Consider the following 12,921-nt stretch of genomic DNA (forward strand, 5'->3'; position numbering starts at 1 on the left):
AACGAATCCTTAATTCTCTTTCGGAGATCACAATGACCGCTGCCACCATTGCCACGACCCGTTTGCGCCATTGCGTGCGACTTGGGCTGGCTGCGATCGCCATCAGCGCGTTCAGCGCGTTCGGTTCGCCGGCTTACGCGCGCGGACCGGAGGGCATCGCCGACGTCGCCGAAAAGGTGATCGACGCGGTCGTCAACATCTCGACCTCGCAGACCGTCGAAGCCAAGGGCGGCGGCACCAACACCATGCCGCAACTGCCGCCCGGCTCACCCTTCGAGGAGTTCTTCGACGACTTCTTCAAGAACCGCCGCGGTCCCGGTGGCGGCAGCAAGGGTGGCGACAGGGGTGACAACGGTCCGCCGCGCAAGACCAACTCTCTGGGCTCCGGTTTCATCATCGACACCTCCGGTATCGTCGTGACCAATAATCACGTCATCGCGGATGCCGACGAGATCAACGTCATTCTCAACGACGGCACCAAGGTCAAGGCCGAGCTCGTCGGCGTCGACAAGAAGACCGACCTCGCCGTCTTGAAGTTCAAGCCGCCGAAGACGCTGGTCTCGGTGAAGTTCGGCGACTCCGACAAGCTGCGTCTCGGCGACTGGGTGGTCGCGATCGGCAATCCCTTCAGCCTCGGCGGCACGGTGACTGCCGGCATCGTCTCGGCCAAAAACCGCGACATCTCGTCGGGCCCGTATGACAGCTACATCCAGACCGACGCCGCCATCAACCGCGGCAATTCCGGCGGCCCGCTGTTCAACCTCGAAGGCGAGGTCATCGGCGTCAACACTCTCATCATCTCGCCCTCCGGCGGCTCGATCGGCATCGGCTTCGCCGTGCCGTCGAAGACGGTAGCCGGCGTCGTCGACCAGCTTCGCCAGTTCGGCGAGCTGCGGCGCGGTTGGCTCGGCGTGCGCATTCAGAGCGTGACGGACGAGATCGCCGAAAGCCTCAACATCAAGCCGCCGCGCGGCGCGCTGGTCGCAGGTGTCGACGAGAAGGGCCCGGCCAAGCCCGCCGGCATCGAGCCTGGCGACGTCGTCGTCAAGTTCGACGGCAAGGACATCAAGGACCCGAAGGATCTCTCCCGCGTCGTCGCCGATACGGCGGTCGACAAGGAGGTCGACGTCGTCGTCATCCGCAAGGGTCAGGAGGAGACCAAGCGCGTCAAGCTCGGCCGCTTGCAGGATCCCGACAAGGTCCAGGCCGCAGTGAAGACCGACGAGCCGGTGCCGGAGAAGCCGGTGACGCAGAAAGCGCTCGGCCTTGATCTGGCGACGCTGAACAAGGACCTGCGCACGCGCTACAAGATCAAGGATACGGTCAAAGGCGTGGTCGTCACCAATGTCGACGCCAATTCGGATGCCGCCGACAAGCGGCTCTCGGCCGGCGACGTCATCGTCGAGGTGGCGCAGGAGGCTGTCTCCAGCGGCGCCGACGTCCAGAAGCGCATCGACCAGCTCAAGAAGGACGGCAAGAAGTCGGTACTGCTGCTCGTCTCCAACGGCGACGGCGAGCTGCGCTTCGTAGCGCTGAGCGTGCAGTAAGGCACGCTCTCGGCCACACACTCACTGTCATGCTCCGCGAAGGCGGGGCATCCAGTACGCCGTGGCCTCTCCGTGTACGTCGCTGTCTCTGGAATACTGGATCACCCGCATTCGCGGGTGATGACGTCGTAGGAGACGTCAAGCTTCGACGAACTCGTCGCGCCGGTACCCTTGCGCATAGAGCAGCGCGGTGAGATCGCCATGATCGATCCGCGCGGCCGCCGCAGCCGCCACGGCAGGCTTGGCGTGATAGGCGACACCCAGCCCTGCGGCCTGGATCATCGCGAGATCGTTCGCGCCGTCGCCGACGACCAGCGTATCGATCTCATCGAGATCAAACGACTCGATCAGGTCGACCAGCGTCGCAAGTTTCGCCGCGCGGCCGAGGATCGGCTCCTTCACTTCGCCGGTGAACTTGCCGTCGCGCACGATCAGCTCGTTGGCGCGGTTCTCCTCGAAGCCGATTTTCGCGGCGACCGCATTCGTGAACAGCGTGAAGCCGCCGGACACGAGACAGGTATAGGCGCCGTGGGCGCGCATGGTCGCGACCAGTTGGCGTCCGCCTGGCGTCAGCGTGATGTGCTTGGCGAGGACGTCGTCGACGACGCCGACCGGCAGATCCTTCAGCAGCGCGACGCGTTCGCGCAAGGCGGGCTCGAACTCGATCTCGCCGCGCATCGCGCGCTCGGTGATTCCAGCGACATGCGCCTTGAGCCCGACGAAATCGGCGAGCTCGTCGATGCACTCCTGGCCGATCATGGTAGAATCCATGTCGGCGAGCAAAAGTCTCTTGCGCCGGAAGCCGACAGGCTGCACGACGATGTCGATCGGCAGGTCGCCGCGCAGCTCGCGCAACCGCTCTTCAATGGCGTGACGATCGCCTTCGAGGTTATCCTGCGCACCAAAGGGAATGTCGACCGCGACCCCGTCGAACAGCCAGTGCGCGGGCGCGGCCGAGGGCAGCACGGCACGCGCGCCGTCGACGATGGTAGAGTCGAGCGCGGGACTATTGGGGTTGCAGATCAGCGTGGCGACGAGGGACATTTGAGGTTTTCGTGAGCGAGGGGCAAGTGAGCAAGGCCGTGCTTATCGCAGGCCCGACCGCCAGCGGCAAGTCGGCGCTCGCGCTCGAGCTTGCGCTGAATGCCGGCGGCGTGGTGATCAATGCCGATTCCATGCAGGTCTATCGCGATCTGCGCGTCATCACGGCGCGCCCGACGCAGGAGGAGGAGGCGCAGGTCCCGCACCGTCTCTATGGCCATGTCGACGCGGCCGTGAATTTCTCCGCCGGCGCCTGGCTCGCGGATGCGGCGGCAGCGCTCGCCGAGGCCCGGGCGCAAGGCCGCCTGCCGATCTTCATCGGCGGCACCGGGCTCTATTTCAAGGCGCTGACGAGGGGCCTCTCGACGGTGCCGCCGATCCCGCCCGAGGTGCGCGACAGCGTGCGTGCGCGGCTCGAGCAGGGCGGCGTCGAGGCGCTGCATGCGGAACTCGCTGCCCGCGATCCGGCCGCCGCCGGGCGGCTGAATGTGCGCGACCGCACCCGCATCGCACGCGCGCTCGAAGTGGTCGAGGCGACCGGACGCTCGCTGCTCGACTGGCATCGCGAGGGCCAGCCGCCGCTGTTGCCGAAAGACAGTTTCAGCGCGCTGTTTCTCGCTCCCGAGCGCGATGAGCTTTACGCCCGCATCGATGCCCGCTTCGACGCCATGCTTGGGGCCGGCGCTCTCAAGGAGGTCGAGCAGCTCGCCGCGCGCGATCTCGATCCGCTGCTGCCGGCGATGAAGGCCCACGGCGTGCCTACGCTGATCCGGCACCTCCGTGGCGAGATCAGCCTGGACGAGGCGGCGGCGATCGGCCAAGCCGACACCCGCCATTACGCCAAACGCCAGTTCACCTGGTTCCGGCACCAATTGCCCGAGTTCGAATGGGTGAAGCCCGAGGAGGCGAGGGGGTGGCTGGCTGCTGCCGTGAGGGCGGGGTGAGGCGTCTCGCTCAGCCGTCGTTCCGGGGCGCGCGCAGCGCGAGCCCGAAACCCATAACCCCAATCGGGCGAGTGGCGATGATTGCCGGCCATCGCTTCGCGTCAAATCACGGCCTGGGGTTATGGATTTCGGGCTCGCTCGCCTTGCGCGAGCGCCCCGGAATGACGAGCTTTTGCGCTTCCGCCATAAATTCTCTCTCGCCGAACCGCCGGAACGCCGCTACACTTCTCGAAATCGCGCGAAAATGGCCGCATTGCCTTGACATCCGGGCTTTGGCCGCTATGGTTCGCGCAACCTTTGGGAAGCCGGGCCGACCTCATGCGTAACATTATTACCAAACTCCTTATCGTCGTCGTACCCAGGCGCATCGCCGGGGATGGCTAGCGGCCATCCAAAACCGAGCGGTGCGCATGGGGCCTCTTGGGGCCCTTTTTTATTTCCCGAACCAGACCTCGAAGAAGCCGCTGACAACAGCGCATCCGGAGCAAGACAATGACCGAGAACAGCCACGATCCGAACCAGATGACCGGCGCCGCGATGATCGTGCGCGCGCTCATCGATCATGGCGTGACCGACATCTTCGGCTATCCCGGCGGCGCGGTGCTTCCGATCTATGACGAGATATTCCAGCAGAGCGAGATCCAGCACATCCTGGTCCGGCACGAGCAGGGCGCGGGCCATGCCGGGGAAGGCTATGCGCGCTCGACCGGCAAGCCTGGCGTCGTGCTGGTGACGAGCGGCCCCGGCGCCACCAACATGGTGACGCCGCTGACGGACGCGCTGATGGATTCGATCCCGCTGGTCTGCATCACCGGCCAGGTGCCGACCCATCTGATCGGCAATGACGCGTTCCAGGAATGCGACACCGTGGGCATCACGCGTCCCTGCACCAAGCACAACTGGCTGGTGCGCGACGTCAACGATCTCGCCAAGGTCCTGCACGAGGCATTCTACGTCGCGACCTCGGGCCGGCCGGGCCCGGTGCTGGTCGACGTGCCGAAGGACGTGCAGTTCGCGACCGGCACCTACCATCCGCCGCGCAAGTCCGACGTGCACGTCTCCTACGCGCCGCGCGTGAAGGGCGACGCGATGCAGATCCGCAAAGCCGTTTCGCTGCTCGCCAATGCCAAGCGTCCGGTGATCTATTCCGGCGGCGGCGTGATCAATTCCGGGCCTGAGGCCTCGAAACTGTTGCGCGAGCTGGTCGAGGTCACGGGCTTCCCGATCACCTCCACGCTGATGGGCCTGGGCGCCTATCCGGCGTCGGGCAAGAACTGGCTCGGCATGCTCGGCATGCACGGCACTTACGAAGCCAACATGACCATGCATGACTGCGACGTCATGCTGTGCGTCGGCGCGCGCTTCGACGACCGCATCACCGGCCGCGTCGACGCGTTCTCCCCCAACTCGAAGAAGATCCACATCGACATCGATCCGTCCTCGATCAACAAGAACATCCGTGTCGATATCCCGATCATCGGGGACTGCGGCAACATCCTCGGCGACATCCTGCAGGTGTTCAAGGCCGAGGCGAAGAAGCCCGACATCAAGGCGTGGTGGCAGCAGATCGCGCAATGGCGCGCGCGCAATTCGCTGTACTTCAAGAAGAACAACGACGTCATTCTGCCGCAGCACGCGATCCAGCGCCTGTTCGAGCTGACGCGCGGCAAGGACGTCTACATCACCACCGAGGTCGGCCAGCACCAGATGTGGGCGGCACAGTTCTTCGGCTTCGAGGAGCCGCATCGCTGGATGACGTCCGGCGGTCTCGGCACCATGGGTTACGGCCTGCCGGCCGCGGTCGGCGTGCAGGTGGCCCACCCGGACAGCCTCGTCATCGACATCGCCGGCGATGCCTCGGTGCAGATGACGATCCAGGAGATGTCGACGGCCGTGCAGTACGAGCTGCCGATCAAGATCTTCATCCTGAACAACCAGTACATGGGCATGGTGCGGCAGTGGCAGCAGCTGCTGCACGGCAACCGGCTGTCGCATTCGTACTCGGAGGCGCTGCCGGATTTCGTCAAGCTCGCGGAAGCCTATGGCGGCGTCGGCATCCAGGCGCACAAGCCCTCCGATCTCGACGGCGCGATCAAGGAGATGATCTCGGTCAAGCGTCCGGTGCTGTTCGACTGCCGCGTCGCGGCGCTCGAAAACTGCTTCCCGATGATCCCCTCCGGCAAGGCGCATAACGAGATGCTGTTGCCGGAGCAGGCCAATGACGAGGCCACGGCAGTCGCGTTCGCCGGCGGCAAGGCGCTGGTGTGATGCGATGTTCGACCTGAAGGAACTCGAACGCGCACATGCGATCGTGGGGCAGGCGGTGCCGGCGACGCCGGCACACGCCTGGCCGCTGCTGAGCCAGCGGCTCGGTACCCGCGTCGTCGTCAAGCATGAGAACCACACGCCGATCGGCGCCTTCAAGGTGCGCGGCGGGCTCGTCTATCTCGAGCGGTTGAAGCGCGAGCAGCCGAACACGCCCGGCATCATCTCGGCAACGCGCGGCAATCACGGGCAGAGCCTGGCGTTTGCCGCAAGCCGCCACGGCGTGCCGGCGGTGATCTACGTGCCGCGCGGCAACTCGGTCGAGAAGAACCGCGCGATGACGGCCTTTGGCGCCGAGCTCGTTGAGCACGGCGAGGACTTTCAGGCCGCCCGCGAGGAGGCCGAGCGCCGTGCGCAGTTCGCCGGCCTGCACATGGTGCCGTCGTTCCACCCGGACCTGGTGCTGGGCGTTGCGACCTATGCGCTGGAATTGTTCCGGGCCGCACCTGACCTCGACATTCTCTACGTGCCGATTGGCCAGGGCTCAGGCATCTGCGGCTGCATCATGGCGCGCGACTTGCTCGGCCTGAAGACCGAGATCGTCGGCGTGCAGTCGACGGAGGCGCCGTCATACGCGCTGTCGTTTGCGGCGGGCACGGTCGTGACGACGGAGACCAGCAACACGCTCGCCGACGGCATGGCGACGCGCATTCCCGACGCGGACGCGCTCGCACTCATCCGCAAGGGCGCTTCGCGCATTGTGCAGGTCACCGACGACGAGGTCGGCGCGGCGATCCGCGCCTATTGGACCGACACGCACAATCTCGCCGAAGGCGCCGGCGCGGCCGCGCTTGCCGCTGCGCTGCAGGAGAAGAGCAAGCTCGGGGGCAGACGAGTGGGTCTCGTGCTCTCGGGCGGCAATATCGATTTCGATCTGTTCCGCCGATGGGTCGGGACGGACGCGCCGACAACCCAAAGGGTGGTCGCATGATGTTGCGGGTCGGATCAACAACACCGCTGTCATCGCCCGGCTCGACCGGGCGATCCAGTACGCCGCGGCGGTCGTGGGAATCTCAGGCGCCGGTGATTACTGGATGCCCCGCCTTCGCGGGGCATGACAAGAGAGACATTTGAGGGGACGATAATGAACCAGCCCGCATCCGCCTATTTCCTCGAGGACCGCCACGATCCCAACGAGACGCATACGCTTTCGGTGCTCGTGCAGAACGAGCCCGGCGTGCTCGCCCGCGTCATCGGCCTGTTCTCGGGACGCGGCTACAACATCGAGAGTCTCACGGTCTCCGAGACCGAAGCCCAAAAACATCTCTCGCGCATCACCATCGTCACCACGGGCACGCCGATGGTGATCGAGCAGATCAAGCACCAGCTCGACCGCATGATCCCGGTCTATCGCGTCGTCGACATGACGCAGACCAAGCGCTCGATCGAGCGCGAACTGGCGATGGTGAAGGTGCGCGGGGAAGGCGAACATCGCGTCGAGGCGCTGCGGCTCGCGGACGCATTCCGCGCGCGCGTGATCGACGCCACTACCGAGAGCTTCGTGTTCGAGATCACCGGCAATACGGACAAGATCAATCAGTTTATCGACCTGATGCGTCCCATCGGCCTGGTCGAGGTGTCGCGCACGGGCGTTGCCGCGATCGGTCGCGGGCCTGAAGGGATGTGAACCATGCTGGCGCGCGACTGGTACTACAACGAACGCAACCGGATGGGCATCGAGCCCGCGGTCGCTTCGATCTACGACAATCACGATGACGCCGATCTGCGCGCGCGCGCCGCGCTGAAAATGCTCGGCGTACAGCGGGGCTGGCGCATCGCCGACATCGGCTGCGGCAACGGCGTGCTCGCGACCGAAGCCGCGCTGATGGGCGCCGAGGTCGACGCCATCGATATCTCGCCGGCGATGCTGGCTCTTGCCGAGATCTATGCCCGTGACCGCAAGGCCAAGGTCGCGACGCAGTCGGCCGGCCTGCTCAGCTTCGCCTATCAGCCGGACTCCTACGACCTCATCGTCAGCGAATTCACGCTGCATCATTTGCCGGATTTCTGGAAGGTGGTGGCGCTGTCGCGCATCTATCGCGCGCTGAAGCCGGGCGCGAGCTTCTATCTGCGCGACATCGTCTTCGTCTCGATGCCGGATGCGGCAGAGCGCGACGTCGAGCAATGGGCCGACTTCCAGATCAAGAACCACGAGTTTTCGCGCGAGAGCGTCGTCACGCATATGCGCGACGAATATTCCACCTTCGGCTGGGTGATGGAGCGGATGCTGACTGACGTCGGCTTCACGCTGGTCTCGGCCGACTACCACGCCCCCATGCACGGCACCTATCTGCTGTGCAAACCCACCCCTTCGACGTAAGCGCCGGCGAGCAAGGCTGAACGACAAGAACACGCAACAGAACAGAGCCCGAAGAAGAACAATGAAGCCGGCCGACATCCTCATCGCCGTCATGGTGGCGATCGTCTGGGGACTTGCCTTCGTGGCGAGCCGGCTGGCGCTCGACGAATTGTCGCCGGAGTTGATGACTGCACTGCGCTTTTCGATCGCCGCGGTGCCCTGCCTGTTCATCCGCAAGCCTGACATCGCCTGGCCGCTCCTGATCGCGATCAGCTTCACGCTTTTCCTCGGCCAGTTCCTGTCTCAGGCCTACGGTATCGCCCATGGCGTGCCGGTGGGGCTCACGAGCGTCGTCGTGCAGAGCCAGGCGCTGTTCACCATCGGCTTTGCCGTGCTCGCCTTCGGCGAACGGCCGACGCCGGTCCAGACATCAGGCGTTGCCATTGCCGCGGTCGGCCTGCTCTTGATCTGCGGCACCGTCGGCTATGATTTCAGCGTCAGTGCCTTCGCCGTGCTGATGATCTCGCCGATCTCCTTCGCGATCGGCAATCTCCTGCTGCGCGGCGCCCGCGGCGTTCCGATGTTCGAGCTCTTCGCCTGGCTGTGCCTGACGTCGGCCGTGCCGCTGTTCGCGCTGGCGCTGATCGCCAATGGTCCCGGGCCGACCTGGCGAGCGCTGACGCACATGTCGCTGACGTCAGCCCTCTGCATGCTGGCGCTTGGCGGTGTTTCGACCAGCATCGCCTATTGGCTGTGGGGCCGGCTCTTGCGCGACTATCCGGCTGCGCAGGTCGTGCCGTTCGCGCTGCTGGTCCCCTTCGTCGGCTCGGCTGCGTCCAGCATCGTGTTCGGCGAACGGTTCGGACCCCTGCGGCTCGCCGGCATGCTGACTGTGATCGGCGGTATCGCGGTGATGCTGCTGGCCAGGCGCCCGCAAGTCCTGCCGAAGACAGCGTGAGGTGAAGATGTCGCTCCTCTATGCCTTCATCGTCTTTGCGGTCGTGATGTACTTTACCCCCGGGCCGAACAACATCATGCTGCTGTCGTCGGGCCTGACCTACGGCTTCCGCCGCACCATTCCGCACATCGCCGGGATCACCATCGGCTTTGCTTTCATGGTCGCAACGGTCGGTCTGGGGCTGGGGACGGTCTTCCTGGCCTATCCGATCCTCCAGACCATCCTGAAATATGCCGGCGCCGCCTATTTGATCTATCTGGCTGCCGCGATCGCCCTTTCCGGCCCGACCAAGCCGGGCGAGGAGAAGGGCAGGGGCCCGATGACCTTCTGGGGCGCGGCCATGTTCCAGTGGATCAATGCCAAGGGCTGGGTGATCGTGATCGGCACCATCACTGCCTATGCGGCCATTGCCCAATTCCCCGTCAATATCGCCATCCAGACCTTGATCAGCCTGATCGTAGGCACGGTCTCGACCGTGGTCTGGGCCCTGTTCGGGAGCGCGCTCCGGCCGGTCCTGACCTCAGAGCGCCTTGTCCGCGCCTGTTCTGTTGCTTGCCTCTCTCTACCCCGTTTTCATGGATGCATGATGTCGCGGATTTCCATGCAGAAACGGGTTTCCTTCGGGGCGGAAAATGCTCTAGACAGCCCCCGAAATCCGCAAATTTCACCTTTGGACCCTGACCATTGGCCGATTTTCGGCCCTCAATGAGGAAACGACTATGCGTGTTTATTACGATCGCGACGCCGACCTGAACCTGATCAAGGGCAAGAAGGTCGCCATCGTCGGCTATGGCAGCCAGGGCCACGCCCATGCGCTCAACCTGAAGGACTCCGGCGTCAAGGAGGTGGCGATTGCGCTGCGCAAGGGCTCGGCCTCGGCCAAGAAGGCGGAGAACGCCGGCTTCAAGGTGATGGAAGTCGCCGAGGCCGCCAAATGGGCCGACCTCGTCATGATGCTGACCCCGGACGAGCTCCAGGGCGACATCTACCGCGAGCACCTGCACGACAACATGAAGAAGGGCGCCGCGCTCGTCTTCGCCCACGGCCTCAACGTCCACTTCAACCTGCTCGATCCGCGCGCCGACCTCGACGTGCTGATGATCGCCCCGAAGGGCCCCGGCCACACCGTGCGCTCCGAGTATCAGCGCGGCGGCGGCGTGCCCTGCCTGATCGCGATCGCCAAGGACGTCTCGGGCAACGCCCATGACCTCGGCCTTTCCTACGCTTCGGCTGTCGGTGGTGGCCGCGCCGGCATCATCGAGACCACCTTCAAGGAAGAGTGCGAGACCGACCTGTTCGGCGAGCAGGTGGTGCTTTGCGGCGGCCTGGTCGAACTGATCAAGGGCGGCTACGAGACCCTGGTCGAAGCCGGCTACGCCCCTGAGATGGCCTATTTCGAGTGCCTCCACGAGGTGAAGCTGATCGTCGACCTGATCTATGAAGGCGGCATCGCCAACATGAACTACTCGATCTCCAACACCGCCGAATACGGCGAGTATGTCACCGGCCCGCGCATCATCACCGACGAGACCAAGAAGGAGATGAAGCGGGTTCTCAACGACATCCAGTCCGGCAAGTTCTCGCGCGACTGGATGCTCGAGAACAAGGTCAACCAGACCTCGTTCAAGGCGACCCGCGCCAAGCTCGCGGCCCACCCGATCGAGGAAGTCGGCGCGAAGCTCCGCGACATGATGCCCTGGATCAAGAAGGGCGCGCTGGTCGACAAGAGCAAGAACTAAGGCCTCTTTCCCCGGACGCAGCGCGGCGCGCAAGTGATGCGCTGCTGATCCGGGGGCCATGGGTCCCGGCTCTACGGTGCACCGCTTACGCGCTGCACCGCGTCCGGGACGCGAGAGTCAAGCAACTGACGCGCTCTCGACGGCCAAACCAAATCTTAAACCTTCGCAACTACAACCGGCGCGAGATCGCAAGCTGCGATCTCGCGCTTTCCTCTCAGCGCCAAGCGCTGGTGCTTCATTCAAATTCTTCGATGTTGAAGCGCAGTCTGAAGATCAAGAACTGACGCTTAAAGCACATTCTTGATCTCGCGCGATTTCTGAGGCTTTGGCCTCACCCTCCCAATCCTCAAAAGCCCTGCGACTTCAGAGTCTAAGATTCGGCTCTTCATCTGCGCTGTGATCATTCGCGCGAATCCACGAAGACGGCTTCGCGTAGTACATCATCTTAAGAGCTGACGTCTGATCGATATTCTTGCCGGCCATCGCAGATGCGAGCGCTGGCGCCTAGTCCGCCGCAGCCGGCTTCGGGCGCGAGCTCGCGGCCATCGCGATCAGCCGCAGCGCCATCACGGCGAGGAGGGGGACGAGGAAGGCCGCATAGAGCGGCATCGCCGGCACGCGCTTGCCGAACGAGACCATGAACTGAAACCAGAGATAGTAGCCGCCTGTCAGGTGCAGGGCGCGCCAGGCGCGGGGGCCGAGCAGCTCGGCCGTGCGGTCGAACGAGGTCGCCGCCATCGCGATGATGGCGGCGTAGCCGATCCCGCCGAAGAGGTAGGATGCGGCCGAGGTCGCTGCCGCAAAGCCGGCCGGATCCATCCTGGCGAAGGCGAAGATCGCAACCGCATGGAGGCCGTGGGAGAGGGCAAAGCCGAGGCCGAGATAGCGCCGGTTGCGGCGCTGCCAGCGGGTCCAGGCGTTGGGCCAGAGCCGCGCCAGGGCGGCGGCACTGAAGGCCAGGCAGAAGAGGAGGAGCGAGCTGCGCGCCGTGAAGCGGATCACCATCCGAACGCCCTCGACCTCGAACTGCCGCATCGCGGCGATCCAGATACACAGGACGATCAGGTTCAGACTGAGCAGGGCGAGCAGGCGCCAGCCCTCGAACCAGCTTTGACGTTGCGACATGACGACGGTCTCCTCCGTTATGTAATCATCGATTACATTTGGCGGACTCGTCTAGGTCAACGGTGTAATCGGCGCTTACATTCACGTTCGGGTGATGCTAGGAGTTTTCGATGCCCGCCCGTGAGCCCCCGAAGCGCCGCTCCCGCGCCGCCGAAGCCCGGCCTTACCACCACGGCGATCTCCGCCGCGTGCTGATCGACGCTGCGCTGCAACTGGCGGCCGAAGGCGGTGAGGTCTCCGTCCGCGAGGCGGCGCGGCGGGCGGCGGTTTCACCGGGAGCGCCGTTCCGGCATTTTCCCAACCGGGACGCACTGATGGCTGCGGTCGCCGAAGAAGCGCAGCGCCGGTTTCGGGTGGAGATCGATGCTGTGCTGACGCAGGCGCCGGCTGGCGATCCGCTCGCCCGCCTGCGCGCCTTCGGCCTTGCCTACCTGCGCTGGGCGATGCGCAACCCCGCCCACTTCGAGATCATCTCGACAGGGCGCTACTTCGCCCACGGCAGCTCGCCCGGGCTCACCCGCGACAATGCCGAGCTGATCGGGTTGACCGAACGGATGCTGCGTGAGGCCGCGGCGCTTGGCCTATTGCGACAGGGCGAGCTGAAGCCGATCCAGATCGCCGCCCGCGCCCTGGTTTACGGTTTCGCCCGCATGAACCTCGACGGCCACTTTCCGCGTTGGGGCGTGGAGGAGGGCGAGATCGAGACGATGGCCGAAGCGGTGATTGACGTCTTCATCTCCGGCATCGCGAAGCCCAAACGCGGCAGCTGACCCTGTCCAACCCTCATGGTGAGGAGGCGCGCACAGCCGTCTAGCGGACGATGCTTCGCATCGCCGCGAGAACCATAGAGGCCCGGCCGCCGGTCCGGGCCTCGCCCTTCGAGACGCCTGCTTCGCAGGCTCCTCTGGGTGAGGGGATAGAGTAGGGCGCGCGGCGCGCACTT

The 12,921-nt window shown here is 64.9% G+C and carries 11 protein-coding genes and 1 pseudogene; 10 read left to right on the forward strand and 2 right to left on the reverse strand.

All coding sequences use genetic code 11. The annotated features are described in order from the left end of the window. The first annotated feature begins 32 nt into the window (after nucleotides 1-32). Entirely contained in the window at nucleotides 33-1,547 is a 1,515-nt protein-coding gene (locus tag YUU_RS0122440; protein WP_027524432.1) for a Do family serine endopeptidase, read from the forward strand. Nucleotides 1,548-1,685: 138 nt separating this feature from the next. Here YUU_RS0122440 and serB read toward each other — a convergent pair whose 3' ends face one another. Then, on the reverse strand, nucleotides 1,686-2,591 hold the full coding sequence (serB, locus tag YUU_RS0122445; protein ID WP_027524433.1) for a phosphoserine phosphatase SerB: 906 nt from the start codon (nucleotides 2,589-2,591) through the stop codon (nucleotides 1,686-1,688). A gap of 11 nt (nucleotides 2,592-2,602) precedes the next feature. Here serB and miaA point away from each other — a divergent pair, with 11 nt between their 5' ends. The 8 genes and pseudogenes from miaA to ilvC all read left to right on the forward strand — a co-directional run bounded on the left by miaA (nucleotide 2,603) and on the right by ilvC (nucleotide 10,853). Continuing rightward, nucleotides 2,603-3,532, forward strand: a complete 930-nt coding sequence (gene miaA, locus YUU_RS0122450) for a tRNA (adenosine(37)-N6)-dimethylallyltransferase MiaA (RefSeq protein WP_027524434.1) — start codon at nucleotides 2,603-2,605, stop codon at nucleotides 3,530-3,532. Nucleotides 3,533-4,024: 492 nt separating this feature from the next. Then, on the forward strand, nucleotides 4,025-5,800 hold the full coding sequence (locus YUU_RS0122455) for an acetolactate synthase 3 large subunit (protein WP_027524435.1): 1,776 nt from the start codon (nucleotides 4,025-4,027) through the stop codon (nucleotides 5,798-5,800). A gap of 4 nt (nucleotides 5,801-5,804) precedes the next feature. Further along, nucleotides 5,805-6,788, forward strand: coding sequence for a threonine dehydratase (locus tag YUU_RS0122460; protein WP_027524436.1), 984 nt, complete (start codon nucleotides 5,805-5,807; stop codon nucleotides 6,786-6,788). Between the two features lie 153 nt (nucleotides 6,789-6,941). Further along, nucleotides 6,942-7,484: an acetolactate synthase small subunit gene (ilvN, locus tag YUU_RS0122465; RefSeq protein WP_027524437.1), complete on the forward strand. Its 543-nt coding sequence runs from the start codon at nucleotides 6,942-6,944 to the stop codon at nucleotides 7,482-7,484. 3 nt (nucleotides 7,485-7,487) lie between these two features. Beyond that, nucleotides 7,488-8,177, forward strand: a complete 690-nt coding sequence (locus tag YUU_RS0122470; RefSeq protein WP_027524438.1) for a class I SAM-dependent methyltransferase — start codon at nucleotides 7,488-7,490, stop codon at nucleotides 8,175-8,177. A gap of 61 nt (nucleotides 8,178-8,238) precedes the next feature. Further along, entirely contained in the window at nucleotides 8,239-9,114 is an 876-nt protein-coding gene (locus tag YUU_RS0122475; protein ID WP_027524439.1) for an EamA family transporter, read from the forward strand. Nucleotide 9,115: 1 nt separating this feature from the next. Next, a pseudogene (locus YUU_RS51385) lies at nucleotides 9,116-9,701 on the forward strand (LysE family translocator). Between the two features lie 132 nt (nucleotides 9,702-9,833). After that, complete coding sequence (gene ilvC, locus YUU_RS0122485; RefSeq protein ID WP_027524440.1) at nucleotides 9,834-10,853, forward strand: ketol-acid reductoisomerase; 1,020 nt, start codon at nucleotides 9,834-9,836, stop codon at nucleotides 10,851-10,853. 504 nt (nucleotides 10,854-11,357) lie between these two features. Here ilvC and YUU_RS0122490 read toward each other — a convergent pair. Then, nucleotides 11,358-11,978 (reverse strand): hypothetical protein, encoded by a 621-nt coding sequence (locus YUU_RS0122490; RefSeq protein ID WP_035663051.1) that lies wholly within the window; start codon nucleotides 11,976-11,978, stop codon nucleotides 11,358-11,360. Nucleotides 11,979-12,088: 110 nt separating this feature from the next. Between YUU_RS0122490 and YUU_RS0122495 the strand changes: the two genes are divergently transcribed. Further along, nucleotides 12,089-12,748, forward strand: a complete 660-nt coding sequence (locus YUU_RS0122495) for a TetR/AcrR family transcriptional regulator (protein ID WP_027524442.1) — start codon at nucleotides 12,089-12,091, stop codon at nucleotides 12,746-12,748. Nucleotides 12,749-12,921 lie beyond the last annotated feature (173 nt).

The sequence above is a fragment of the Bradyrhizobium sp. Ec3.3 genome (assembly GCF_000472925.1).
GTDB lineage: Bacteria > Pseudomonadota > Alphaproteobacteria > Rhizobiales > Xanthobacteraceae > Bradyrhizobium.